General features: G+C 64.0%; 22 protein-coding genes, 1 tRNA gene and 1 other RNA gene. 11 read left to right on the top strand and 13 right to left on the bottom strand.

The features are described 5' to 3' along the window. Positions 1-5: 5 nt before the first annotated feature. On the bottom strand, positions 6-1577 hold the full coding sequence (locus tag XaFJ1_RS05250) for a protein adenylyltransferase SelO (protein WP_012915626.1): 1572 nt from the start codon (positions 1575-1577) through the stop codon (positions 6-8). 295 nt (positions 1578-1872) lie between these two features. Here XaFJ1_RS05250 and XaFJ1_RS05245 point away from each other — a divergent pair, with 295 nt between their 5' ends. Further along, positions 1873-2766 carry an alpha/beta hydrolase gene (locus XaFJ1_RS05245; protein ID WP_012915625.1) on the top strand — a complete coding sequence of 298 codons (894 nt, stop codon included), beginning with the start codon at positions 1873-1875 and terminating at the stop codon, positions 2764-2766. 42 nt (positions 2767-2808) lie between these two features. On the opposite strand, the gene XaFJ1_RS05240 is transcribed toward XaFJ1_RS05245, so the two are convergent. Then, positions 2809-3504 (bottom strand): glutathione S-transferase family protein, encoded by a 696-nt coding sequence (locus XaFJ1_RS05240; RefSeq protein WP_012915624.1) that lies wholly within the window; start codon positions 3502-3504, stop codon positions 2809-2811. Positions 3505-3696: 192 nt separating this feature from the next. Further along, on the bottom strand, positions 3697-3942 hold the full coding sequence (locus XaFJ1_RS05235; protein ID WP_012915623.1) for a cold-shock protein: 246 nt from the start codon (positions 3940-3942) through the stop codon (positions 3697-3699). A 415-nt stretch (positions 3943-4357) separates the two neighbouring features. On the opposite strand from XaFJ1_RS05235, the gene XaFJ1_RS05230 reads away from it, so the two are divergent. Together XaFJ1_RS05230 and XaFJ1_RS05225 are read left to right on the top strand one after the other, a co-directional pair. Next, positions 4358-4903 carry a YaeQ family protein gene (locus XaFJ1_RS05230; RefSeq protein WP_012915622.1) on the top strand — a complete coding sequence of 182 codons (546 nt, stop codon included), beginning with the start codon at positions 4358-4360 and terminating at the stop codon, positions 4901-4903. Beyond that, positions 4900-6096, top strand: coding sequence for a BaiN/RdsA family NAD(P)/FAD-dependent oxidoreductase (locus tag XaFJ1_RS05225; protein ID WP_012915621.1), 1197 nt, complete (start codon positions 4900-4902; stop codon positions 6094-6096). Before XaFJ1_RS05230 ends, XaFJ1_RS05225 begins: the two co-directional genes overlap by 4 nt. Positions 6097-6318: 222 nt before the next feature. Here XaFJ1_RS05225 and XaFJ1_RS05220 read toward each other — a convergent pair. Next, a non-coding RNA gene (locus XaFJ1_RS05220) (sX9 sRNA) lies at positions 6319-6393 on the bottom strand. Positions 6394-6648: 255 nt separating this feature from the next. On the opposite strand from XaFJ1_RS05220, the gene XaFJ1_RS05215 reads away from it, so the two are divergent. Continuing rightward, a complete protein-coding gene (locus XaFJ1_RS05215) occupies positions 6649-8721 on the top strand; it encodes an EAL domain-containing response regulator (RefSeq protein WP_012915620.1) in 2073 nt (690 codons plus the stop codon). A gap of 86 nt (positions 8722-8807) precedes the next feature. Here the strand turns inward: XaFJ1_RS05215 and htpX are convergent, their stop codons facing one another. Beyond that, positions 8808-9692 carry a protease HtpX gene (gene htpX / locus XaFJ1_RS05210; RefSeq protein ID WP_012915619.1) on the bottom strand — a complete coding sequence of 295 codons (885 nt, stop codon included), beginning with the start codon at positions 9690-9692 and terminating at the stop codon, positions 8808-8810. 102 nt (positions 9693-9794) lie between these two features. Between htpX and gluQRS the strand changes: the two genes are divergently transcribed. From gluQRS to phaR, 3 genes are all read left to right on the top strand, one after another. Then, positions 9795-10709 (top strand): tRNA glutamyl-Q(34) synthetase GluQRS, encoded by a 915-nt coding sequence (gene gluQRS / locus XaFJ1_RS05205; protein WP_012915618.1) that lies wholly within the window; start codon positions 9795-9797, stop codon positions 10707-10709. 63 nt (positions 10710-10772) lie between these two features. Continuing rightward, entirely contained in the window at positions 10773-11513 is a 741-nt protein-coding gene (gene phbB / locus XaFJ1_RS05200) for an acetoacetyl-CoA reductase (RefSeq protein WP_012915617.1), read from the top strand. A 198-nt stretch (positions 11514-11711) separates the two neighbouring features. After that, on the top strand, positions 11712-12227 hold the full coding sequence (phaR, locus tag XaFJ1_RS05195; protein ID WP_012915616.1) for a polyhydroxyalkanoate synthesis repressor PhaR: 516 nt from the start codon (positions 11712-11714) through the stop codon (positions 12225-12227). A 132-nt stretch (positions 12228-12359) separates the two neighbouring features. Here phaR and XaFJ1_RS05190 read toward each other — a convergent pair whose 3' ends face one another. The 6 genes from XaFJ1_RS05190 to XaFJ1_RS05165 form a co-directional block, all read right to left on the bottom strand. After that, positions 12360-13322 (bottom strand): TraB/GumN family protein, encoded by a 963-nt coding sequence (locus tag XaFJ1_RS05190; RefSeq protein WP_045756778.1) that lies wholly within the window; start codon positions 13320-13322, stop codon positions 12360-12362. Positions 13323-13335: 13 nt separating this feature from the next. Then, positions 13336-14265: a DUF1684 domain-containing protein gene (locus tag XaFJ1_RS05185; protein ID WP_012915614.1), complete on the bottom strand. Its 930-nt coding sequence runs from the start codon at positions 14263-14265 to the stop codon at positions 13336-13338. Continuing rightward, complete coding sequence (mutL, locus tag XaFJ1_RS05180) at positions 14265-16136, bottom strand: DNA mismatch repair endonuclease MutL (protein WP_012915613.1); 1872 nt, start codon at positions 16134-16136, stop codon at positions 14265-14267. The genes XaFJ1_RS05185 and mutL overlap by 1 nt, the downstream gene beginning before the upstream one ends. Positions 16137-16275: 139 nt before the next feature. Beyond that, the gene (locus XaFJ1_RS05175; RefSeq protein ID WP_045756777.1) at positions 16276-17856 is read right to left on the bottom strand and encodes an N-acetylmuramoyl-L-alanine amidase; all 1581 of its coding nucleotides are present in this window, start codon (positions 17854-17856) and stop codon (positions 16276-16278) included. 81 nt (positions 17857-17937) lie between these two features. Continuing rightward, positions 17938-18420, bottom strand: coding sequence for a tRNA (adenosine(37)-N6)-threonylcarbamoyltransferase complex ATPase subunit type 1 TsaE (gene tsaE / locus XaFJ1_RS05170; protein ID WP_012915611.1), 483 nt, complete (start codon positions 18418-18420; stop codon positions 17938-17940). Next, positions 18417-19904 (bottom strand): bifunctional ADP-dependent NAD(P)H-hydrate dehydratase/NAD(P)H-hydrate epimerase, encoded by a 1488-nt coding sequence (locus tag XaFJ1_RS05165; RefSeq protein WP_012915610.1) that lies wholly within the window; start codon positions 19902-19904, stop codon positions 18417-18419. Before XaFJ1_RS05165 ends, tsaE begins: the two co-directional genes overlap by 4 nt. A gap of 105 nt (positions 19905-20009) precedes the next feature. Between XaFJ1_RS05165 and xseA the strand changes: the two genes are divergently transcribed. Together xseA and XaFJ1_RS05155 are read left to right on the top strand one after the other, a co-directional pair. Beyond that, the gene (gene xseA, locus XaFJ1_RS05160) at positions 20010-21386 is read left to right on the top strand and encodes an exodeoxyribonuclease VII large subunit (protein ID WP_012915609.1); all 1377 of its coding nucleotides are present in this window, start codon (positions 20010-20012) and stop codon (positions 21384-21386) included. After that, complete coding sequence (locus XaFJ1_RS05155; RefSeq protein ID WP_012915608.1) at positions 21379-21765, top strand: hypothetical protein; 387 nt, start codon at positions 21379-21381, stop codon at positions 21763-21765. The genes xseA and XaFJ1_RS05155 overlap by 8 nt, the downstream gene beginning before the upstream one ends. 500 nt (positions 21766-22265) lie before the next feature. Here the strand turns inward: XaFJ1_RS05155 and XaFJ1_RS15785 are convergent, their stop codons facing one another. Then, the gene (locus XaFJ1_RS15785; RefSeq protein ID WP_146084074.1) at positions 22266-22544 is read right to left on the bottom strand and encodes a hypothetical protein; all 279 of its coding nucleotides are present in this window, start codon (positions 22542-22544) and stop codon (positions 22266-22268) included. 386 nt (positions 22545-22930) lie between these two features. Further along, positions 22931-23006 (bottom strand) — tRNA-Phe (locus tag XaFJ1_RS05150). Positions 23007-23384: 378 nt separating this feature from the next. Here XaFJ1_RS05150 and XaFJ1_RS05145 point away from each other — a divergent pair. Both XaFJ1_RS05145 and XaFJ1_RS05140 read left to right on the top strand, forming a co-directional pair. Next, positions 23385-23861 carry an LEA/WHy family protein gene (locus XaFJ1_RS05145; protein WP_012915606.1) on the top strand — a complete coding sequence of 159 codons (477 nt, stop codon included), beginning with the start codon at positions 23385-23387 and terminating at the stop codon, positions 23859-23861. 248 nt (positions 23862-24109) lie between these two features. After that, on the top strand, positions 24110-25894 hold the full coding sequence (locus XaFJ1_RS05140) for an acyl-CoA dehydrogenase C-terminal domain-containing protein (RefSeq protein ID WP_012915605.1): 1785 nt from the start codon (positions 24110-24112) through the stop codon (positions 25892-25894). The last annotated feature ends 82 nt before the right edge of the window (positions 25895-25976 follow it).

Genomic DNA, 25976 nt, shown 5'->3' with positions numbered 1-25976 from the left:
TGCACTCAGGAACTGCACGACAGCATCGAACAGCCGGCACGGGTCCGCGCCCAATCCGGACGCCGCGCCGCGAAGGCCTCGCGTCCAGGCTGATCCTCGTATGGACGACGCATCACCTCCAGCAATTCGGCGATACCCGCAGTATCGCCCTGCTCCGCGCGATCAATCGCCTGCTGCGCCAGATAGTTGCGCAGCACGTAGCGCGGGTTGGCTGCACGCATCTTTGCCGCGCGCACCGATGCCGACAGCGGGTCCCGCCCTAGGCGCTGCGCGTAGCGCTGCAGCCACGACTCGAACATCGCCGCCTGCGCGGCCAACTGCGCCGGGTCGTAGAACGCATCGGCCAGCGCCGCCAATGCCTGTGCAGGTGTCCCCGCCTGCACAGGCTGCGCGCTCAGACCGCGAAACCAGAGGGTCATATCTACCTCGGCCTGCTGCAGCAATGCCAGTAAATCACGCATCAGCGTCAAGTCTTCGTCCTCGCACTTGGCCAGACCGAGCTTGGCCGCCGTGGTATCGCGCTCGGCTTGCGCGTATTCGGCGCTGAACCGCATCAAACCATCCTGCAACGGCGCAACCTCGTCGAACAACGGCACCAGCGCCTGCGCCAACCGCCCCAGGTTCCAGTACGCCAACTGCGGCTGGGTACCGAAACGATAACGACGTCCCTGCGCGTCGGTGGTATTGGGGGTCCAGTCCGGGTCGTAATTGTCGATCCAACCGTAGGGACCATAATCCAAGGTCAGCCCCAGGATCGACATGTTGTCGGTATTCATCACCCCATGCACGAATCCCACCCGCATCCAATGCGCGACCATATGCGCCGTGCGCACGCAGATGTCGGCGAACCAGTCGGCATAGCGGTCGTTTCCGCTTGCCTGCAGGTGCGGAAAATCGCGCGCGATCACGAAGTCGGCCAAGCGCCTTAGCAAGAGCGTGTCGCCGCGCGCGGCAGGCAGCTCGAAACTGCCGAAGCGCACGAACGACGGCGCCACCCGGCATACCACCGCCCCCGGCTCGGGGCGCGGATGGCCGTCGTAGAACATGTCGCGCACCACCGTCTCGCCGGTACCGACCAGGCTCAGCGCGCGCGTGGTGGGCACACCAAGGTGATGCATCGCCTCGCTGCACAGGAATTCGCGGATCGACGAACGTAGCACCGCCCGTCCGTCGCCGCCGCGCGAATACGGGGTGGGCCCAGCGCCCTTGAGTTGCAGTTCCCAACGTCGCCCATCTTCGCCCAGCGCCTCACCCAGGGCGATCGCACGGCCATCGCCCAGCTGCCCGGCCCAATGCCCGAACTGGTGCCCGCCGTAGTTCGCCGCATACGGTCGCATGCCCGCATCGCAAGCATTGCCACCAAACACTGCGGCGAAGTGCGGCGCCAGCACCTCCTGCTCCGACAATCCAAGCATGGCCGCAACCTCGCGCGAGTATGCCAACAGTTGCGGCGCCGGCACCGACGTCGGCGCGACCTGCGACCACAGCGCGCCCAGCACCTCACGGCGGCGCGGGCTGGTTTCCGGGTCACCCGGCAATTCGGCGGTAAATCGATTGTCAAAGCGCAAAGGTGGCATGCCACCAGCTTAGAGGCAGCGGGCGCCAGCGCCAAACTGGAATCGTGCGGCGCTGGTTCGTCGCGTACGCGACACGACCCCGCTATGCGACGGCGCAGGCCACGAACCACCGCGCGGATGCTCAACGTCGCGCACGCACCGGCAGGACCACCAACCCCGTTCCAGCGCGAAAACCGCAGCGCAAATTGCATACCAAATGGTCTACAAGCACCACGGCGGCCCGCCCATGGCCCTGTACACTCTTCGCTGACATCCCACTAACGCATCCTTACAGCCTTTTTCAGGCATCTATTCCATGTCAGATCATCCGTTGCGGCTACGCTGGCCACGCCACCTACTGATCGCAGCATCCACTCTACTGGTCTCGGCCTGCAGCAGCGTCTTCTTCGCCGGCCTCAATGCAGGTTCCTCGCGTCATGGATTGACCGAGCAGCGCGGAATCGTGTACGACCCCGCCAACGGCCTGGCGCTGGACGTCTACCGGCCGGTGGCCGCACAGGACGCGCCAGTCGTGGTGTTCTTCCACGGCGGCACCTGGAAGCACGGAACCCGTCAGCAATACCGCTGGGCCGGGGAAGCGCTAGCACGGCACGGCGTGGTCGCAATCGTGCCCGATTATCGTAAGTATCCGCAGGTAAGCCTCGACGGCTTCATGCACGACGCCGCCGCCGCGGTGGCATGGAGCCAGCGCCATGCCACCGAATACGGCGGCGATCCACGACAGCTGGTCCTGATGGGTCACTCCGCCGGTGCGCACATGGCCGCACTGCTCGCCACCGACGGCCACTGGCTACAGTCGCATGGCATGTCGCCACGGCAACTGTGCGGCTTGGTCGGGCTCGCTGGCCCCTACGATTTCCTACCACTGACCGATCCCGACCTGATCGCTATATTCGGTCGCGATCCCGCGCAGCAGCAGCGCTCACAGCCGGTGGCGTTCGTCGATGGCGACGAGCCACCGACGCTATTGCTGCACGGCGACGCCGACAAGACCGTGCAAGCGCGCAACAGTAAGTCACTACAGACGGCCTTGCAGGGCGTTGGCGTGCCGGCGGAACTCAAGACCTATCCCGGCGTCAGCCACATGGGCCTGTTGCTGGCGCTACGCAAGGACGATCCGGCGCTACCGGTCATGACCGACAGCATCGCCTTCGTGCGCCGCTGTGCGGCCCACCCTGCACAGCCCTGAACCGGCATGACTCAGGCGCAGATCCGCGCCGCCAACCCAGGCTCAGCCATCCGCCCCCGCACCGAGCAAAGCGAACGGGCCGCCCTGCTGCAGCGCGCGCAGATAAGCAGGGCGGTGTTCGATCCGCTGCACGAACCCGGCCAGGTTCGGATGCGCGTGCAGGCCGATGCGCGCCGCCGCCGCTTGAATCGGGAAACTCATCTGCACATCGGCGGCGGTGAAGCGATCACCGACGAACCAACCGGTCGCTGCCAGTTCTCGCTCCATCCAGTCCAGGTGCACAGTCAACTGCGGCCCGACGAACCCCTCCACGGCCTTGTCGACAATGGCCTTGGCGATCGGGCGCGCGAAGAACGGCATCTTCGCCGAACGGATCCGCGCGAACACCAGGCTCATCAGCAGCGGCGGCATCGCCGAGCCCTCGGCGTAGTGCATCCAGTAACGGTAGCGCAGCTGCTCGGGCGAATCCAACGGCTGCAGCGGCGGCGACAGCCTGCGTTCGCTGTCGTAGCGGTCCACCAGATAGTCCAGGATCGCGCCCGATTCGGCGAGGACGTAACCCTCGTCCACCAACACCGGCGACTTGCCAAGCGGATGGATCGCGCGCAGTTCGGGCGGCGCCAGCATGGTCCGAGGGTCACGCTGGTACTTGACCACCTGGTACGGCAGCGCCAGCTCCTCCAACAACCACAACACACGCTGCGACCTAGACTGATTGAGGTGATGCACGGCAATCATGGCAACGGCTCCGACAACACGAAGATCGCCATGGTAGCCCCGCGTGGCAGGGTTGCCGGCGCAACATCGCGAACACCGCGTCACCGACGTTGCGACCGCGGGCCTGCGCGGCTCTTGCGGCAAGGGCGCAAAAACGAAAACGCCGGAAGCTTGCGCTCCCGGCGTTAGGCGACCTTGCGGTGGCAGACGTCCTTAGACGACCTGCACCTGGTCAGCCTGCATGCCCTTCTGGCCCTGGACGGCGACAAAGCTCACCTTCTGGCCTTCCTGCAACGACTTGAAGCCGGTGCCCTGGATCGCGCGGAAATGCACGAACAGGTCGCTGAGATCGGTGCCGGCTTCCGGGGTGATGAAACCGAAACCCTTGGCATCGTTGAACCACTTTACAGTGCCCTGAAGGCGACGACCCTGGGTAGAACCTGCGTTTTGTGCGCTCATTACAAACTCCTGAAACTATTGATAAATTAAGAAATCGCAGCCACCGGAGATCGGGGCCGAGACTGAGTTGCAGGCGTTTGTAAAGCGGAACGATGAAGCGGATCTGAGGATCTACTGCACCAAGCCACGATTCACGGTGACTCTAGCAAACACAGTGAGGTCACTGTACGCGGATAGCAGTCAAAAAGCGACAATTTTATGTAGACAAAGTGCTCGAAATCACAGTAATAACTGTACGGAACTCTAAAGTCAGGCATGAAACAGCCGATCTTCTTGCTGATATCCGTGCATGCTCTGGCTCATCAGCAGGCGAGCAAAAGCGGCAATGAGGCGCCCGGCGCGTTGAAACGCAACCAAACGTCGGATCGGCGACAGTCACGCAGTATCATAGCCGCCCTTCGCCACCGGTCGACGCATGGCCCTCACCGCCACACTCCGCAAAGCGGAACTGCAAATCTCCGACATGGACCGCGCTTACTACGCAGCGCACTCCTTGACACTGGCCCAGCACCCATCCGAGACCGACCAGCGTCTGATGGCACGGCTGCTCGCCTTCGCACTCTACGCCGAAGACCGCCTGCTGTTCGGCAAAGGCCTGAGCAGCGACGACGAGCCGGATCTGTGGCGGATGGACTACACCGGCGCGATCGAGCAATGGATCGAAGTCGGCCAACCCGACGAATCACGGCTGCGTAAGGCCTGTGGCCGCGCCCGGGCGGTGATCGTGGTCAATTACGGCGGTCGCGCAGCGGATATCTGGTGGGACAAGAACGCCAGTGCGCTGCTCAAGCTCAAGCCGGTGCAGGTGATCGACCTGCCCGCCGATGCGATTGCCGCCGCCGCCGCGCTGATCGAGCGCAGCATGCGCTTCGATGTGGTCATCCAGGACGGCGAGGTGCAATTGCTGGGCGACAACGGCAGCGTCACGTTCACCCCGACGGTACGCAAAGCCGCGGCATGAACGCGACATCTGCGCCGATCCGCACCGATGTCGCGGTGATCGGCGCCGGCGCCGCCGGGCTGATGTGTGCGCTCACCGCCGGCCAGCGCGGTCGCCGGGTACGGGTGATCGAGCACGCCAACAAAGTCGGCAAGAAGATCTTGATGTCCGGTGGTGGACGCTGCAACTTCACCAACACCGGCACCTGCCCGGACAATTTCCTCTCCGCCAACCCACATTTCTGCAAGTCGGCGTTGGCGCGGTATCGTCCAGCCGATTTCGTTCAGATGGTCGAACGCCACGGCATCACTTACCACGAGAAGGAACTTGGCCAGCTGTTCTGCGATATCTCCTCCAAGCAAATCGTGCGCATGTTGGTGGAGGAATGCGACGCAGCCGGGGTGAACCTGCGCACCCAGTGCAGCGTGCACCGCGTGGAACGCGGCGGCGACGGGTTCCACCTCGATACCGACGACGGCCCGGTGCATACCGCCGCACTGGTGGTGGCCAGCGGCGGCCTCTCCATTCCAAGCCTGGGCGCCAGCGGCTTCGGTTATGCACTGGCCCGCCAGTTCGGTCACGCCGTGCTGCCAACCCGCGCCGGGCTGGTGCCACTGACCCTTAGCGGCAAACATCAAGAACGCCTGCACGACCTCTCCGGACTGGCGCTGCCAGTGGAGGCCAGTTGCAACGGCGCCAGCTTCCGCAACTTCATGCTGATCACCCACCGCGGCATCAGCGGCCCGGCGATCCTGCAAATCTCATCATATTGGCAGCCGGGCGACGATCTGCGCCTGGACCTGCTTCCCGGCCAGGATGCGGCCGCCTGGCTGCGCGCGCAAAAGCGCCTGCGTGGCGCCGCCGAGCTACGCACCGTGCTGGGCGACGCCCTACCGCGCCGCTTCGCGCAGCGCCTGTGCGAGGTGTGGCTGCCGGACAAACCAGTACGCCAACTGGACGAACCGCAGCTGCGTGCCGCGGCCGCGCTGCTCGGCGCGTGGCCGCTGGTGGCCAGCGGCACCGAGGGCTATCGCACCGCCGAGGTCACCCTAGGCGGGGTGGATACCGACGAGGTGTCCTCGACGACGATGGAATCGCGCAGAATTCCCAGCCTGTACTTCGTCGGCGAGGTACTGGACGTGAGCGGCTGGCTAGGCGGCTACAACTTCCAATGGGCCTGGGCCTCCGGCCACGCCGCCGGTAGCGCGGCCTGAGTACATCCCTCTAGACGAGATGCCGACGCACACTGCCGACACGCAAGCCCGCGCGATACGCGACGCAAGCCATCGTGAATCGCCCCGTGTTTTCTAGAAATCTCAGTGCCATGGAAAATGGCAAGCCCGAAGGTGTCCATGAGCAACAAGCGTAATGCGGATGGTTTCAAGATAGAAGCGGCTCGCCAATTGACCAATCGCGGGCTCAAGGTGGCTAAGAGCGACCAACAAAACGACTGAGCAACCGCCTGGTGGGTGCGGACGGCGTGCAGGAACCGTAATGCACGCGTGGTTCATGAGGATTCCGAGTACCGAGCGCGACATCTTTAAAAAGGCCGCAGCCCACTTTACCAAGTGGTAAAGGCAACGCACGCCTTCATTCAGACGTATTGTCGGAAATTCAGGCAGAGCGCGATGTACAGGGTGCTGCGTGTGAATCGGTCCGGCTACTACGCTTGGCTGTGCCGGCCGGGCGAGATACAGATTTTCTGAGCTGGCGCATGGACGCCACGACGGCCCTCGTGTATTAAGATTCCACTCTTGGAGTTCCGAATGCATAACGGCAAAGACAACCCACTGCGCCTGATGATCGTCGACGACAGCGGCGAAGATGCCGAAGCGATCGTCAGCAGCCTGCGTAATAGCGGCATCGCCGTGCGCCCTTCGCGGCCGCAACACGCCGACGAACTGGACGCCATGCTTGCTACACAGCAGATCGACCTGGTACTCAGCGCACACGCGCAGGCGATCCCGCTGACACAGGTGCTGCAACGCGTGGCAACCAGCGGCAAGGACATTCCGGTCATCATGCTGAGCGAACGCATCGACGAGGACGTCTGGAGCGGCGCACTCTCCAGCGGCGCGCGCGCGATCGCGCTGCGGCAACGTCCGGAACAACTGCTGATGGTGATGCGAACCACCTGGGCCGACCTGCAGGCAAGACGCGGGTTGCGCCGAATCGAAGCGCAAATGCGCGAAACCGAACGCCGCTGCGACGCACTGATCGCGTCCTCGCGCGATCCGATTGCCTACATCCACGAAGGCATGCACATTCGTGCCAATGATGCGTACTTGGAGATGTTCGGGTTCACCTCATTCGAGGAGGTCGAAGGCATCTCGCTGCTGGACATGCTCGCTCCGCAACACGTGGAAGACTTCAAACAACTACTCAAATCGCTAAGCAAGGGAGAACCGCCTCCAGCGCAGTATCAGGTCGACGCACGCACACTGGAGGGCGAAAGTTTCCCGGCGACGATGGAGTTCGCCACGGCCAGCTACGAAGGCGAGGCCTGCGTGCAAGTGGTGTTCAGGCGCCGCGAGGAGCTCGACCCTGAACTAGCGCGTGAAGTCGAGGGCCTACGTCAGCGCGACCAGGTCACCGGCCTGCTCAACCGCCCCACCTTTATGCTGGCGCTGGAAAACGCGGTGGCCCAAGTCGGCCGCGGCGATGGCCAATTCGGCTTTCTGCTCGTCGAACCGGATCACTACAAGCGGCTGGTGACCGATATCGGCCTGGACTCGGCCGACGTCCTGATCGCCGCACTGGCCAAGCACTTGGCCGCAGCGATCGACAGCGACGTGCAAGCGGCGCGTTTCGGCGAACACAATTTTGCACTCCTGCTGAAAGGCGACTACGCGCGCACCTCCACGCTGGCACAACGTCTACTGCATACCTACGCCAGCCAGGTACTCAGTGTAGGTGAACGCTCGGCGACGGTGACGGTCAGCATCGGCGGCGTGCAGATTGGCGAGAAGATCGCCAGTGTCGGTCAGGTTCTGGCCCGTGCCAGCGAAAACGTGCAAACCAACATCGAACTTGGCGGCAACGCCTGCAAGATCTTCGACCCCGGCGCCGCCGACCGTCTGGAAGAAGAGCGCATCCAGCGCTGGGTGCAGCATCTGCACGAAGCACTGGCCGATGGCGGTTTCCTGCTGCACTACCAGCCATTGGTGAACCTACAGGGCGAGCCGCACGAACTGTACGGGGCTTATTTACGCCTGGAACTCAACAATGAATTGATCAGACCGGGCACCTTCCTGGGCATCGCCACCGAGTACGGCATGATGGCTGAGATCGACCGCTGGGTCGTCTCCCGCGCGATCGCGGTGATCGGCGAACGTCAACGCGCTGGCCATACAACCAGCGTGTTGGTCAAGATCACCACGGATTCATTCGCCGACGCGCAGATGGTGCAACTGATTCAGCGCGAACTAGCTAAACATAGCGTGCCAGGCGCGCGGCTGTGGCTGCAGACACCGGAGGCCAAGGTGTTCACCCACTTGCGCAACGCGCAACAGTTTCTCGCCGACGCCACCGCGCTAGGTTGCAAGGTCGGGCTGGAACAGTTCGGCTCCGGCCTGGACTCGTTCCAGTTGCTGGCACACTTCCAGCCCGCATTTCTGAAACTGGACCGCGACTTCACACGGGACCTGACCCAGACGCGCGAACAACAGGACAAAATCCATGAGATCACCGCGCGCGCGCAATCGGCTGGCATCCGTACCATCGCCGAATTCGTCTCAGACGCCACCTCGATGAGCCTGCTGTTCAACGCCGGAATCGACTACATGCAAGGCGAATTCGTCGGCTTGGCAACAGGGGAAATGAACTTCGACTTCAACTGACCCCCGCGTCTTTTCGCTTCGAACGCAATGCCTGCGAAAACGCCAAGACACTAGACCTTCGTATAGTCCTTTGCGGTGCCGACTGATCAACTCACCGTCGCATTGAACTGCGAAGCGCGCAAAAAAGCGATGCGCTCGGCCAACGGCGGATGGCTCATGAACAAACGGCGCAGTCCCTGACCCAACCCACCGGCAATCCCGAACGCCTGAACCTGCGACGGTAACGTGCTCTGCCCATGGTTGAGTTCCAGCCGCTGCAACGCCGCGATCATTTTGGCGCGGCCGGCCAGGCTGGCGCCGCCGGCATCGGCGCGAAACTCGCGGTAGCGCGAGAACCACATCGCGATCATCGTCGCGAACAGACCGAACACCAACTCCAGCACCATCACGATCGCGTAGTACGCCAGCCCCCGGCGGTCATCGCGGTTGCCTCCCAGATAACTGTCCAGCACACCGCCGACCACCCGCGCCAGCACGATCACGAAGGTATTGAGCACGCCCTGCAACAAAGCCATCGTCACCATATCGCCATTGGCGATGTGGCTGATTTCGTGACCGAGCACCGCTTCGGCCTCGTCTTCGGTCATGTTGTGCAGCAGCCCGGTGGACACCGCCACCAAAGCATTGTTGCGGTTGGCGCCCGTGGCAAAGGCGTTGATTTCCGGGCCATCGTATATGGCCACCTCCGGCATGCCGATGCCGGCAGCCTGGGCCTGGCGCTGCACCGTCTGTAGCAACCAACGCTCGGTGTGGTTGCGTGGCTCGGTGATCACCTGCGCGCCGGTGGCACGCTTGGCCATGAACTTGGACAGCAACAGCGACACCAGCGACCCGCCAAAGCCGAACACTGCGGCCATCACCAACAAACCCCCCATCTGATTGGGGTTGATGCCGAACACCGACATGACAATGCCGGCCAGCACCAGCACCGCCAGGTTGGTGATGAGGAACAGGACAATGCGATTGAACATGCGCGCGCGCTCCGCAAGGTAAGAGTAAAAGTCGTCGGGTAGAATCTGCGGTGCGGGCGGCTTGAATTCAAGCGCGTATCTGCGTGAGGATTCAGCTTATCCATGTCCTCGTCTCTCTACCGTGGCCGTTTCGCGCCCTCGCCCACCGGCCCGCTGCATCTGGGCTCGCTGCTGGCCGCCTTCGGCAGTTGGCTGCTGGCACGCCATGCTGGCGGCGAATGGCTGCTGCGCATCGAGGACGTGGACCGGCAGCGCATCATCCCCGGCGCCGCCGAGCGCCAGCTCGCCAGCCTGCGCGCCTGCGGGCTGGAGCCCGACGGACCGGTTCTGCGCCAGAGCGAGCGCGAGACGGCCTACCAGGGCGCACTGCAGCAACTGCGGCAATCCGGCCAAGCCTTCGCCTGCAGTTGCAGTCGCAGCGACTTGGCCGCCCAGGGCGGAGTACATCATCGCTGCGTCGCGACGCAGACACGGCCCAGGCCAGCACTGCGCCTACGAGTAGCCCCCGGCACGGCCAGCGTGGTCGCGTTCGACGATGGCCTGCGCGGCACACTGACTCAGGACGTCCACGCCGAGGTCGGCGACGTCGTGCTGCTGCGCGCCGACGGCTGCTGGGCCTACCAACTGGCCGTGGTGGTCGACGATGCAGCACAAGGCATCACCGACGTCGTGCGTGGTGCCGACCTGCTCGATTCCACTCCACGGCAAATCCTGCTGCAACGGGCATTGGGTCTACCGACCCCGCGCTATCTGCACCTGCCGCTGCTGCTTGGAGCCGACGGACGCAAACTGTCCAAATCGGATGCGGCGCTGCCGCTGGACGATGCCGACCCACTGCCAGCGCTGCGCCTGGTCTGGGCGGCGCTAGGACAGGCGCCAGCGGTACTGGCCGGCATCGGTGAGGTATCCGCACTGCTGACGGCGGCGCAGCGCGCGTTCGATCCAGCGCAGCTGCCGACGCAGGAGTTCTTAACACGTGAGATGTACTTTAAACATCCACAGCGCCCTAAAGGCTGACTAGAATCGGAAGCCCGGTCGCGCTGCGGCCGCACTTCCCCCAATTGCTTCGGAGCAAAATTCATGACATCACGCGTTGCGCTGGTGACCGGCGGTACCGGCGGAATTGGAACCGCGATCTGCGAGCGGCTGGCCGCGCAAGGCCACCGCGTCGCCAGCAATTATCGCGACGCGGCCAAGGCCCAAGCCTGGCAGCAACGCCTGCGCGAGCGCGGCTGCGAGGTCGCCATCATCGCCGGCGACGTCGCCTCGCCCGAACACGCGCAGGCACTGGTGCAGGAGGTCGAGCGCCAACTCGGTCCGATCGAGGTGTTGGTCAACAATGCCGGCATCACCCGCGACACCACCTTCCACAAAATGACCGCAGAGCAGTGGCACGAGGTCATCAACACCAATCTCAATTCGGTGTTCAACGTCACCCGCCCGGTGATCGAGGGCATGCGCCGGCAGCGCTGGGGGCGGGTCATCCAGATCAGCTCGATCAACGGCCTCAAGGGCCAGTACGGCCAAGCCAATTACGCCGCTGCCAAAGCCGGCATGCATGGGTTCACCATCTCGCTGGCACGCGAGAACGCCAGCTACGGCATCACCGTCAACACCGTCTCGCCCGGCTACGTCGCCACCGACATGGTCATGGCCGTGCCGGAGGAAGTGCGCGCCAAGATCATCGCCGACATCCCCACCGGACGCCTCGGTAAGCCGGGGGAGATCGCCTACGCGGTGGCGTTCCTGGTGGCGGAAGAGGCGGCCTGGATCACCGGCTCGAATCTGGACATCAACGGCGGCCACCACATGGGCTGGTGATGCACGCCCCCCGGCATGCGATCGGTAGCAACGCGATAACGCCACAACTCGCCGCCTGCAACCTATGCTGCGCAACCTGTCCGGCATGCTGCGCAGCATTTTTCAGATGACATCTAGAACATTCAACGCACTGCGACAGTTGCAAGCCCTGGTGCGCTGCGCCATGCTGCGCGCCTACCGTCAAAGAGCGATCGCTTCATGGCTGAGATCCGCATCATCAAGAAGTATCCCAATCGCCGCCTCTACGACACCGAGATTTCCAGTTACATCACCATCGAAGACGTCCGCCAGTTGATCATCGACGGCGAGGAATTCGAGGTACGCGACGCAAAGACCGGCGAAGACCTTAGCCGCACGGTTCTGTTGCAGATCATCGCCGACCAGGAGCAGGACGGCGAACCGATGCTGTCCACCCAGTTGCTCAGCCAGATCATCCGCTTCTACGGCGACTCGCTGCAGGGCTTCATGGGCAACTATCTGGAGCGCAGCATGCAGGTGTTCCTGGACCAGCAGCAGCAGTTCCGTCAGCAGATGGGCAACTTGCTGGGGCAAACGCCATGGACGATGATGAACCAGCTGACCGAGCGTAACCTGGAGTTGTGGCAGGAATTCCAGCGCAACCTTGGCAGCGGTTTCGGCCGCCCCGCCGCTGGTGCAAACAAGCCCAGCGAACCGCCAGCCGGCGCCACATCGACGAAATCGCGACAGCGCTAAATTCCCATACTGCGTATCGGGAAGAATGCGCGCGCCCAAGATCCGTCGCGTGTCGTCCCATCCGGTTGCGATCCGCATCCAGCGCTGTCTGTTGCCCGCTCATCTCGTGCCAAGCATGGCACGACACGAAACTCAGCGTTGCCGCGCTGGCGTTGTGCGGCAACCCGCACAAAGCCGCTCGACCTTGTAACCCCGCGCGCGCAATCCCTCGACCACCCCGTCCGGGCCAAGCAGATGCAGCGCGCCGACCACCACCAACGTGTCGCCCTGACCATCCTGCAGACGTTGCTCCAGCCGCGGCAACCAGGCTCGGTTACGCTCCACATCGATGCGCTGATACAGACGCGGATAGTCGTGCTTCATCTGCACGCCAAGCTCCTGCCACAGCTGGCGCTCGTCGCCACCACGCCAGGCGTCGTGCAAGCGCAGAGTCTGCGTCGCGCCCTGCTCGGCATCGTCCAGCGCCTCGGTCAGCATCTGCCGCTGCTCCACAGGGTCCATGCCCTGTAGCAACGCGATCTGTGTCGATGCGCTCTCCAATCCTTCCACCGACTTACCGGCCTGCACTGCCATTTCCATAAAATGCCGATCAAGACCAGCATCGGCCTGCAGCCCCTGCGTCTTCATATCAGCGATGCTGATGCTCAGACCGACGAACCACGGTTCCAACCCACTCATCTGCGCCAGCGGCAAGCCGTGCCCGGCCGCGTAACGACGCAAGCGTTGCCACGTCGCCGGATCCAAATCGTCCTGCAAGCGCTTGCCATCGTGGCGCTGCGCCGCCTGCAGCATCTGCGCGCCCAACTGGGGCGAATCCACGTCCTTCGGCGCCAGTTCGAACAACAGTCGCGTCGATGCCGCGTATGCGGCATCGACCTCGTGCGCAAGCGGGTAGTCCTCCGATTTGAGCAGATGAAACGAACCCAGCAGATACAGCGTGCCACGCGGGCCAATCACCTTCCACAGCAACGGCGTGGGTGGCGTAATCGAGGCCGGCGCAACCGCCAATGACGGAGAACTTGCAAGAAGCGGTAGCCCCAGGCACACCAACACTCCCAGCAGCACGTTGCGCAACAGACGCGATAACGGAGTCATCGGGAACCTCGCCTCAATGGTGAGCGGCGTAGACCTTCTCGCCAGCATCCACTGCCAGATCGAGGCGATTTTCCGGCGGCGGCAGCGGACAGGTCGCGAACGGGGTGAAGGCACATGGAGGGTTATAGGCACGATTGAAGTCCAACACCACGCTGCCGTCTGCCGCCGGAGCAGGCACGTCCAGGAAACGCCCCGCCGGATAGCTGCCGCGTCCGCTGGTGCGGTCGGCGAACACCACGAACAGCGGCTGTCCAGGCGCACCGATCGCCTGCAACCGGAAGCGTTTCCCGCCACGCTCGAACTCCAACGCACCGGCATTGGGCAATGCGGTGCTGACGCCGATGATGTCCACAATTTGCAGCTTAGTACCGGGCGGATTGGGTACGAAACGCGCCCGCACGCGCCAGGATTCGGCCAGCGGCCAATATTGCAGTCCGGCGAAACCCAGCCGGCTCGGCGCATCGGCATGCTTGACCCGCAACGCATAGCGACCACCGCGTTCGATCAAACTGAGCTTGCCTTTGCCGTCATCGAAATCGATCACCGTCGGCTGCGGATCGTGGTCGCTGTACAGGCGGATGCGCCCTTGCAGCAGCGTGCCGTCCACGCGGAGCGCGGCACCGGGCTCGGGCGTCAGATACACCTGTCCCTGCACCTGAGATACCAAGGCCATCCGCGCCGGACCGAACGCCAGCCGGATGCCGCTACTCGGGCTGCTGCCGATGTAGTGTTCCTTCGGCTCCAGCCAATGCAGGCCAACCAGGCTGGTCCAGCCGTCGGCAGCCTGTAATTCGCGCAGACGCTGCGCGCGCCAGGCCTGTTCGTCGGCCAGAAAATGCGCGTCCACGCTCTTCGACGCAACCGGTGCCGACGCCTGTCTACTGCATCCTCCCATGGCCAGCAGTGCAAGCAGCACAGATAGCCACTTCGCCCACTTGTCCATCAACGCCCCCGTAAGAACCAACGATCGATTTCGGCCAAGGTAAAGCGTGCCCAGGTCGGACGTCCATGGTTGCATTGTCCGGAGCGTTCGGTCGCTTCCATATCGCGCAGCAAGGCATTCATTTCCGGCAACGTAAGGCGCCGGTTGGCACGCACCGCGCCGTGACAAGCCATGGTCGAGAGCAGCGCGTCGCGCGCGCCAGCGACACGACCGCTGTGGCCATGCTCGCGCAGATCGGTGAGCACATCGCGCAGTAACGCCTCCGGTTCGGCCTGCGCCAGCAAGGCCGGGATGCTGCGCACGTGCAAGGACTGCGGTCCACTGCGAGTGACCTCGAATCCAAGCGCGGCCAACGTCTGCGCTTCGCGCTCGGCAGTATCGGCATCGCGCTCACCAACCGCCAGGGTGATCGGCACCAGCAATGGTTGCGTATGCAGGCCGATGCCATCGTGCGCGCTCTTCAATCGCTCGTAGCCGATACGCTCGTGCGCGGCATGCATGTCGACCACGATCAGACCTTCTGCGTTCTCGGCCAGGATATAGATGCCATGCAATTGCGCAATCGCGTAACCGAGCGGTGGCACGCCGCTGTCTGGCGCGGTGGGCGGCAACCCGCCTGCCGCGTCCTGTGGCGGGCTCGGCAGGTGAGCCGCCGTACTTCCCGAATCGGCCGACGCCGCGTACAACGCCGCATACGCCGCAGGCGCCTCTTGCACGCGCAAGCCGAGCGGCGACTGCGCCGACCGCCATTGCGCACCCTCCCCCTTACCGCTGCTACCACCTACCGATGCGCGCGGCGGCGGCCATGCGCCAGCTCCCGAGCCATGCGTCGGCAACGTCTGCACTGGCGCATCGGCCGCCGTGCTGGGCAGGCTGCCGGCACGCGTCTGCGCCAACGTGTCCTGTAGGGTACGGTAGACGAAGTCGTGGATCAGGCGCGCATCGCGGAAACGCACCTCGTGCTTGGCAGGATGGACATTGACATCCACGCGCGACGGATCCAACTCAAGGAACAATACATAAGCCGGCTGACGACCGTGGAACAGCACGTCGCCATAGGCCATCTTCACCGCGTGGGCGACACTGCGGTCGCGCACCGAACGGCCATTGACGTACAGGTACTGCTGGTCGGCACTGGCGCGCGAATAATGCGGCTGCGCGATCCAGCCATGCAGGCGCAGTCCCGCGCCACTGTGATCCACCCGCAACGCCTGCCGGGCGAAATCCTCGCCCAGGGTTTCGCCCAGGCGCGCATCCGAATAGAGATCGCCGGGCTTGTAGCGCCGCGACGGCTTGCCGTTGTGAGAAACCCGTAGTTCCACATCCGGGCGTGCCAACGCCAGCGAACGCAGCCATTCCTCAATGTGGCCCAATTCGGTGCGCTCGGCGCGCAGGAATTTGCGCCGTGCCGGCACGTTGTAGAACAGCTCGCGCACTTCTACCGTGGTACCCGGCGACTGCGCGTGCGGCTGCACAGCACCGACCTTGCCCCCTTCCACCTGCAACATGGCGCCGTGCGCGTCGTCGGCACGGCGCGAGGCCAGGGTGAAGCGGCTGACCGACGCAATCGAGGGCAAGGCCTCGCCGCGAAACCCAAGCGTACCGACCGTTTCCAAATCATCCAGCGAGGCGATCTTGCTGGTGGCGTGCCGCGATACCGCCAATGGCAACTCTTCGGCGGGGATGCCACTACCATCGTCGCGGATGCGAATCAGGCGCACGCCTCCCTCTTCCAGGTCGACGTCCACACGGCGCGCGCCGGCATCCAGCGCGTTCTCCACTAGCTCCTTGACCACCGAGGCCGGACGCTCCACCACTTCGCCCGCAGCAATCTGATTGATCAGGATCTCGGGCAATTGACGGATGCTCATGCCGACTCCGCGACGCATGCCCGTATCGGCGCGCCGGTCTCAACGATAGAGCAAGGACACCAGCAAAAAACGCACATCGGCACGGCACACGGCGCGGACGCCACCATCGAGGATTGGTCGGCCATGATAGCCGAGCGCGTCAGCGGTTGCCGCCGGCGACCGTCCCTGCCGCCGCATCCGCCTCGGCCTGCGCGCGCGCGGCGAACAGCGTGCCCGGAGGCGGTTGCTGGGTAAAGAAGGTGTTCACACCTTCAAGCACAGCACTGGCGATACGGCGCTGATACGCGGGTTCGGTCAATAGACGCTCTTCTTCCGGATTGGAAATATAAGCGGTCTCGACCAGCATCGCCGGCATGTCGGAGGTCCGCAGCACGGCAAAGTTGGCGCGCTCGATCTCTGGCTTGTGGTTGTTGCCGATTTCCTTCAGCCCGCCCAGCACATGCGCGGCCGCATCCTCGGACGCCTTCATGTGCCCGCTCTGGGCCAAATCCAGCAACACGCTGGCCAAAGTGCTATCGGTTCTCAGCAAACGCACGCCGCCTACCAGGTCGGCGGCATTCTCTTTGTCCGCCAACCAGCGTGCACGCTGCGACGAAGCACCCTTGGTCGATAGTACATACACCGACGAACCACTTGCACTACGACTCTCCGCAGCATCGGCGTGGATCGAGATGAAGATGTCGGCCTTGGCCGCACGGGCTTTCTGCGCGCGCATCGGCAAAGGGATGAACACATCAGTGGTGCGCGTCATGTATGCCTTCATGCCGGGCGTTGCATTGATCTGGCGGGCCAGTTCGCGACCGATCGCCAGGGTCACGTCCTTCTCGTGCTTGCCAGTGGGGCCGGTGGCTCCAGGATCCTGACCGCCATGTCCGGGGTCGATGGCCACGATCAACGGCCGCATGCCCGGCCTCATCCGCACCCGCGACGGCGCACTCGGCATCACCGGCCGCGCTTCGACTGCCGCGGCCACCGCCGGATCGTCTTGGTCGTTGGCCGGTTCGATGGCCTGCGGCGGCGCTACTTGGGGCTGACTCAAGCTTTTCTGCGCCACCGTGGTCACGCCAGCGCCAGACTTGGCAAGCGGTATACGCGTCGACTCCGTCACCACTGGGACAGCGGCGGTATCGCTTACCGGCGGGGAGGTAGCCACGACGACCGGCTGGGTCGCATGCTGCACTACAGAAGCGGTCAATGCCGCCGTCGCGCGCGCGGCTTCCGCACGTGGGTCCAAGTCAGGCTTGGCAACAGGCGGCGGCAATGCAGGCACTGCGGATACCGAGGGCGGCGGGTCGCTAACTGCAACGGACGTGCTCATCGTTGCATCGCCCGGCCACTCGATCACCAACACCGAACTACCGCCAATGGTCTGCATCTGCGGCTTGAACGCGACCACCGGGTTGCTGAGGTCGAACACGATGCGCAAGGTACCCGGCACCGGATGGCCAGTACGCACGCCACTGACCACACCGCTGCCGACGGGCAGCTTCAGACCCTTGACTGCGGAAGAGTCGGCAAGGTCCACCACCAGCCGATCGGGGTGAGCCAACGATATGGTGCTGAAACCACCGTTGCCCTGCAAACGGATCTCTGCGCGGGTGCCGGTTGCGCTGTTATCCAGTGAGACCGACTGAACCTGACCTGCAAACGCCGAATGCGCCGCCAGGCACCAGCCTGCGGCGATGGCGGAACAGGCTAAAACTCGTATCCCCAGGCGCATACCACTGATTCAAGCATCGCGACGACACAAACGCAAGCATTTTTCCCTTAATAATCCATAACCTGCTTCCACTTTTTAGCGTCAGCCAAGAAAAAGTTGACGCAAGTCATCCTGATCGACGATCTGGGTCAGCCACACCTTCCCTGCCGCAGTGCCGGCACGCACCTGCGCCATGCGCCCACCATCGTGCAGGGCCAGGAGGACATCCAGATCCGACGGCGCCAGCACATCACCACCGCGCTCGGGCCATTCCACCAGCCACAGGGTGGCACTTGTTTCGTCCAGGCCCAGAAAATCCAACTCCCCAGAGGCACCTATACGGTAAAGATCCAGATGCCATGCCTCTCCGTCAGCCAGCGGATAACGCTCCAACAAGGTGTAGGTAGGGCTGCGGATCGCCCCCCGGACACCCAACGCACGCAGCAAGGCGCGCGCCAGGGTAGATTTGCCTGCACCCAGATCACCGTGCAAATGCACGGCGGCCTGCGCTGGCCGCGTGGCGGCGAGCGCCTGCCCGAGGCGCTCGGTGGCACCGCTGTCGGGCAGAAACAACTGTAAGTTCATCGTTCGGATTCCAGATTGGAAAGACGCCGCAACGCCTGCAGCAAGTCGGAGGGCAGCAAGCCACGCTCGCCGCCGGCCGCAGCAGCATGGTCGCCGGCGCAGGCGTGCAGCAGCACGCCCACGCTGGCCGCTTCGAACGCAGCCAGGCCCTGCGCACGTAGCGCAGCGATCACGCCGGTCAACAGATCGCCCATACCGGCAACCGCCATGCCTGGATTACCGGCGGCGATCACGCGGGGCAGCTGGTCTGGCACGGCGACAATGCTGCCAGCGCCCTTGAGTACCACCGCAGCCTGGTAGCGATCGGCCAGCAGCGCAGCAGCGGCAAAACGGTCGCGCTGCACCTGCGCGGCGGTCAAACCGAGCAAGCGCCCGGCTTCGCCCGGATGCGGCGTCAACACCGCCTGCGGCAACGGGCGCGGCGCCTGCGCCAACAGATTCAGCGCATCGGCATCGACCACCAACGCGACGTCGCTGGCGAGCGCGGCATGCCACAACGCCTGCGCCCAGTCGTCTTGACCAAGACCCGGACCAAGCGCAACCACATCGGCCTTGCACAACAGCGGCGCCAGCGCCTCCGAGCCCTCGACCGCATGCGCCATCGCCTCTGGGCAACGCGCCAGCAGCGGTGCCACGTGCGCACTACGAGTCGCAACGCTGACCAATCCAGCACCGCAACGCAGCGCCGATTCGGCGCTCAGCATGACCGCACCACCGCTGCCATGATTACCACCGATGCACAGCACATGACCGGCATCGCCCTTGTGACTGTCGCGGCGCCGGGGCACCAATTGACCACGCAGGACGGCGGCGTTCCAGGCCGCGGCCAACGGCACGCAACCGGCAAACGCCGCGGCAGGCACCTGCAGCGTCGCCAAAGCACGCTCGCCCACATAGTTCAGCGCACGACCTGTATACAGCCCAGCATGGGCGACGATGAACTGCAGGGTCAACGTCGCCGGCAACGCCGCACCAGGCACGCGACCGGACTGCGCATCCACTCCGCTAGGCACATCCAGCGCCAACACCGGCGTACCAAGCCCGGCCAGCGCACCGAGCAACCCGGTCAGTTCAGCATCTGGCGCGCGATTCAAGCCAATGCCGAGCAGTCCATCGACCACCACATCGGCCGGTTCAAGCACGCCATCGAACACGACGATACGACCACCGACGCCGATGTAGTCGGTGCAGGCACGCTGCGCCAGCGGCGACTGCGGCCCACACTCCGGCAACTGCACCACGCGTACTTGACGCCCGGCGCAATGCGCCAGACGCGCCAGCACGTAGCCATCGCCGCCGTTATTGCCACTGCCGCAGGCCACACAAATCCGCTGCGCCTGCGGCCAACGCTGCAACAGCGTCTGCCACGCGGCCTGACCAGCCCGTTGCATCAGCCGATCACCATCCCCCCCCAGCAATGCGACAGCCTGTGCGTCGATGCGACGCGCGGCGGCGACGGTATGGAGATCGAGGCGTTCGGACATGCGCGGGATTCTATACTTGCACCATGCCCGCCTACGTCGCTGGCGCAGCCGATACCAGACACAGACATGCGAGGATAGTCGCCAGCACGCCACCGCATCACCTGCATGCCCGATCGCACCGACCAGATCCTCACCCCCAGCCAGCTCAATACGCTGGCCCGGGATCTACTTGAAAGCGCATTCCCGCTGGCATGGGTGGAAGGCGAGCTGGGCAACGTGACCCGCCCCACATCCGGGCACCTGTACTTCACCCTCAAAGATGCGCGCGCACAGGTGCGCTGCGCCATGTTCAAGCCCAAAAGCCAATGGCTGCCTTTCGTACCGCGCGAGGGCCTGCGCGTCCTCGCACGCGGTCGCCTCACCTTGTACGAGGCGCGCGGCGACTACCAACTGGTGCTGGAGCACCTGGAAGAAGCCGGCGAAGGCGCGCTGCGCCGTGCATTCGAAGCGCTCAAGGCCAAACTCGCTGGCGAAGGCCTGTTCGCGATCGAACGCAAGCGTCCCATGCCCGCTTTCGTGCGCCGCCTGGCCGTCATCACCTCGCCCAGCGGCGCCGCGGTGCGCGATGTACTGAGCGTACTCGGCCGGCGCATGCCACTGCTGCAGGTAGACATTCTGCCGACCCTGGTACAGGGCAACAGCGCCGCCGCGCAGATCGCAATACTGCTGCGCCAGGCCGATGCCTGTAAGCGCTACGACGCGATCCTGCTGACCCGCGGCGGCGGTTCGCTGGAAGACCTTTGGGCGTTCAACGACGAGCATCTGGTGCGCGCCATTGCCGCCTCGAACACACCGGTGGTGTCGGCGGTCGGCCACGAGACCGACGTGACGCTGGCCGATTTCGCCGCCGACCTGCGCGCGCCGACACCGTCGGTCGCGGCAGAGTTGCTGGCGCCCGACCAACGCGACATTACCGCTCGGCTGTCCGCCCAACACAGCGCATTGCAGCATTGGCAACGGCACCGCCTGCGCCAGGCACAACAGCGCGCCGACCAAGCGTTACTACGCCTGCAAGCGCAAAGTCCGCAGGTGCAACTGCAACTGCTACAACGCCGCCAACGCGATGCCGCACGCCGGCTGACCGCACTGTGGAAGCAGCAGCAAGAACGCCGACAGGCACAGTTACGTCATGCTGCCGCGATCCTGCGCACCTCCCAGCCGCAGCGTCGGCTTGCGATGCTACGCACCCGGTTGCAAGCGCTGGGCCGGCATCTGCCTGTCGCGATGGCGCGACGCTTGCAGGTCCAGACCCAACGCTTGCGCGCGCTGGCGCGCGCAATGGAGGCGATCAGCCCACTCGCCACAGTGGCGCGTGGCTATACCATCTTAACCGACACCGACACTGGCAACGTCGTGCGCTCGGTGACACAAGTCAAACCCGGCGCCCCATTGCGGGCACGCCTGCTAGACGGCGAGCTGGACCTGCGGGTCGATTCGCCATCGCCGACGCTCTCTGCCAAACTACCCCGCAGCCATGACTGACATTTCCCACGAACACCGCATCAAAGCCGTACTGCAAGGCATGCGCCGTGCCGAACGGCACAAAGCAGGCAGGCTGGCAAACACCAGCGACATGCTGTCGCTGATCGATGGCGCCGCTTACGGTGCCCCAGAGGATGCGCAACGCGCACTTGACTGGCTCGCCCGCGATGGCACCCTTGGATACCTGAACGAGAACGACCTCAGTAACGTCGGCGAGACCATCTGCATCGTATGGAACGGCTGTGGCGGCGACTTCCCTGCAATGGCGCAATGGTTCACCACGACACAACTGACCGGCGACCGCACAGCGTTGCAGGCCCTGCGCGAAGGCGACAGCCCGGACCTGCTCGCCGCAGCACGCGCGGCTTTCATTCATTAAGAGCGACTAAAAGGCGTCACGAGTCGCTGTCGGCTGGGCGCGGACAGCGCCTAGGAGCCGTGCGACGCCTTCAGCAAACAGCATGGCGCCGCTTCCGGTCCGACAGGCGTTGCGCGCACCGATCTGACCTATCGTCGCTCACCCCATAGCCCGCCGTGATTGATATCGGCAACGCCGTTCTTTTCGGCAGGATGCGCGATCTGGCACCACTGCCCGGCATAACGACCGAGATCGAATTCGGCCACCGAATTGACCGGCTGCGCGGCACACAGCGGCAGTACCAGAATCGGCGAAAGACGCAGGCGCCGACTCGGAGAGACAAAAGTCTCAGCTTAGAAAGTGTTTAGGGTGAGAGCACAGTCGGCTGAACCGCCTAGAACCTCACTGGCGGTCAGGCAAAATATCCACCACGGTCTTGGAGCACCAGAGGAAGCGCGCCACCACGCAGGCAAACGGCGTCAGCTGGGTCAGACAGGCCCCAGCGAGCCATACGCGCCGACTCACATGGCGAGCTTAGCCAGTGATCGATCCTTCTGCTGGTCGGCACACTCCACCGGCTCACGCATGACCACCCGTTTAGACACACCATCATGCTGCTGCAGGTAAGTGTCGACCATCATGCACTCGGACCCAATCTGTTCGATGTAAGGCCCCTCTGCATCTGGATGATCCAGGCCAACCCCAGGCTCTGCTTTCATTGCAGTCACAGCAAGAACGTCGCCAGCAGCGATCAATGCCAACAGCCCGGGCAGGGCAATTAATGCAAGTTTAACATTCATCAGCAACTCCCCAGATTGGCCGTTTGTATGGTCCCCATCGGCCGCGCACATGATTACGACCGCACGCGTCACCTGTTGAGTGAATCGTCACGAAAGAAGAATCATTTTTCGCATTTGTCTACTTTTGTAGACAAGATTTCACGAATGCATCGCAAAAGGGATGCTGCGGTTGGCGGTCACTCTGCTGCAAAGCAACAAGTTGACAGCGTCCGGCTCCCGTTGGGAAATCGGCATAGCGAGAGACACCGCCGCATGCCAAACTCGGCGGCCTATTGCAACAGCCACGCCATCACGCTCCGACATTCTGGCGAACTGATCCGCGAAGCCACCGGGGAGACCTCAATAAACGATGCGATAGCCTGCGTCGCTGAAAGCTCTGGAGCTAATGGTGGCCGAGGACGGAATCGAACCGCCGACACGGGGATTTTCAATCCCCTGCTCTACCAACTGAGCTACTCGGCCACTGCGCAACGCGGCAGGACCGGTGCGAGGCGCGCATCATAGCGATGCAATAGGGATTGGGCAAGCCACGCTGTTTCGACCTTCCATATGCTGACCGACACAGCAAGGGCCAGCCTGACCAAGGACCAAGCCCCCTTGGCATCGGATCTGCCCAATAAACGAACGCCGCCACGAAAACCGCCCGCCGCATCGTCGAGGACTGCGGCGCTTTTTCTTCTTGCACCGCACACTCCGTCGCGGCCTGACCTGACTACAGGCCGGTCCGAGCAGGCGCCCCATTAGCGTCCGTCGAGAACACGGCGATGTCACCCGGACACAAGCGCTTTGCGGGGTGCGTAGTATCCTTCGCCGATGTCGACACCCCACTGGACTTCGCTCATGCGTCACCCGCTTCGCCTCGGCTTGCTGATGATATTCACGGCGCTACTGGGCGCGTGCGGGGATGGCATGGTGCGGCGCGTGTCCGACCCGGCTGCGAGCGTGCAGCAGCTCACCGTCAATCCCAATGGCAGTTGGAAAGTGGAGTTACGACTGCAGAACTACAGCAGCATTCCCATGCGCTACGACAGGCTACGCCTGGACCTGGGTGTGGGTGGCGAGGCCGCTGGCACGGTGCAGGCGACACCCGGAATTTCGATCGGCCCGGAAACGGCGGATGTGATCGACGTCGCCGTGCAGCCCAGTTCTGCAGCACGCCTTGCCATCGCCGATGCGCTGGCAAGCCAACACAGCCTGGAGTACACGCTCAAGGGCAGCATCGCGGCCACGCCCGAAGAAAAGAAACAGCGCACCTTCGCCATCGACACGCACAACACGCTCTCGCCGGCACCCGGCCTGGACGGCGTGCTGCGCTGATCGCCCCCTGCATCACCTGTGGTGCGCTTCCATGCCGAGCATGAGGGTGAGTAAGCGAGCATGCACCGTCGCCCCCACTGGTGACCGACATTAGACACGCCCAGCGCGCCACATGCACCTGGCATCGCAGGGCATGCGGCGATCCCGACACGGCCCCACCTTCGGAGCGCTTCCTCGGCAGCACAGCCCGTACGCAGTAGTATCCTGAAACTCTCGGCCGCACTGCGGCCCATGTCACGAGCGATCGCATGAGCATCTACCAGGCCCCGTTGAACGATCTTCGCTTCGCTCTGTACGACGTCTTGCAGGTGGAAGCACTGTTCGCACGCCTGGGCCATGCCGAGACAAACGCCGAACTGATCGACGCGGTGCTGGAAGAAGCCGCACGCTTCACAGGCACCGTGCTGGCGCCGCTGAACCGGATCGGCGACGAGCATGGATGCACGCTGGACAAGAGCACCGGCACGGTGACCACCGCGCCCGGCTTTCGCGACGCCTACCGGCAATTCGCCGAGGGGGGCTGGACCGGGCTGACCGCGCCCGTCGCGTTCGGCGGCCAGGGTCTGCCGTATACCCTGAGCGCGCCGTTGAACGAGATGGTCAACGCCGCCAACCTCGCCTGGGGCAACTTCCCGCTGCTGTCGCACGGCGCCGTGGAAGCGCTCAAGCAGCATGGCGAAGCGTGGCAACAAGAGATCTTCCTGAAGCCACTGGTGGATGGCCGCTGGACCGGCACCATGTGCCTGACCGAACCGCACTGCGGCACCGACCTGGGTCTGCTCAAGACCCGGGCCGAGCCCAACGCCGATGGCACGTGGTCGGTCAGCGGCACCAAGATCTTCATCACCGCCGGCGAACACGACCTCACCGAAAACATCGTGCATCTGGTACTGGCACGGCTACCGGACGCGCCGCCAGGGGCCAAGGGCATTTCGCTGCTGGTGGTGCCCAAATACAGGGTCGCGCGCGACGGCAGACTCGGCGAACGCAATGCACTGCGCTGCGGCGCACTGGAACACAAGATGGGCATCCATGGCTCGGCCACCTGCGTGATGAACTTCGACGGTGCCCAGGGCTATCTGATCGGGCCGCCGCACAAGGGCCTGCAGGCGATGTTTACCATGATGAATACGGCGCGACTCGGCGTCGGGTTGCAAGGCCTGGGGCTGTCCGAGCGCGCTTACCAGAACGCCCTGCGCTATGCGCGCGAGCGCCTGCAATCGCGTTCGCTCAGCGGTGCCAAACAACCCGAAAAACCCGCCGATCCGATCCTGGTGCATCCGGACGTGCGCCGCATGCTGCTCACAGTGAAGGCCCTGACCGAAGGCAGCCGACTGCTGGCACTGCATGCCGCCAGCCTGATCGATATCGCCCACAGCGCCACCGACCCGGCCGAGCGCGAACAGGCCGACGTGCTGGTCAGCTTCCTGACCCCGATCTCCAAGGCCTGCCAGACCGAATGGGCAGTGGAAACCACCTACCACGCGCTGCAATGCTTCGGCGGCCACGGCTACATCCACGAATATGGCATGGAGCAGCTGGCGCGCGACGCGCGCATCACCACCTTGTACGAGGGCACCACCGGCATCCAGGCGCTGGACCTGATCGGGCGCAAGACCGCCTCCAGCCAAGGCGCCGGACTGACGCTGTTCCTCGCGCAGATCGAGGCATTCCTCGCCGAACACCACGACACGCCAGCGCTGGCAGAGTTCATCGCACCGCTGCGCGAGAAAGCAAAGGAATGGGCAGCACTTACCAAGCGCATCCTGCAACGTGCCGCCAGCAACGCCGACGAACTCGGGGCGGCAAGCTACGACTACGTGTTCTATTCCGGCTATGTGGTGCTGGCGTACTGGTGGGCGCGCAGTGTCGCCGCCGCATCTGCCTCGACACATAGCGAAGCATTCAAACAATCCAAATGCGAAACCGCCCGTTTCTACTACACCAAGTTGCTACCACGCACGCTGACCCACGCCGCAGCGATCGATGCCGGTGCCGAGCCGCTGATGACACTGGCCGACGCACAGTTCTGAGCCCGTCCGAGGCTTAAAAAGATACAGGGCACATCGCCGCCTGACGCGAAGATACGACCCGGCATGCGGATCCGCCGCACTA

Source organism: Xanthomonas albilineans (assembly GCF_009931595.1).
GTDB classification, from domain to species: domain Bacteria; phylum Pseudomonadota; class Gammaproteobacteria; order Xanthomonadales; family Xanthomonadaceae; genus Xanthomonas_A; species Xanthomonas_A albilineans.
This window is presented reverse-complemented; position numbering and strand designations above follow the sequence as displayed.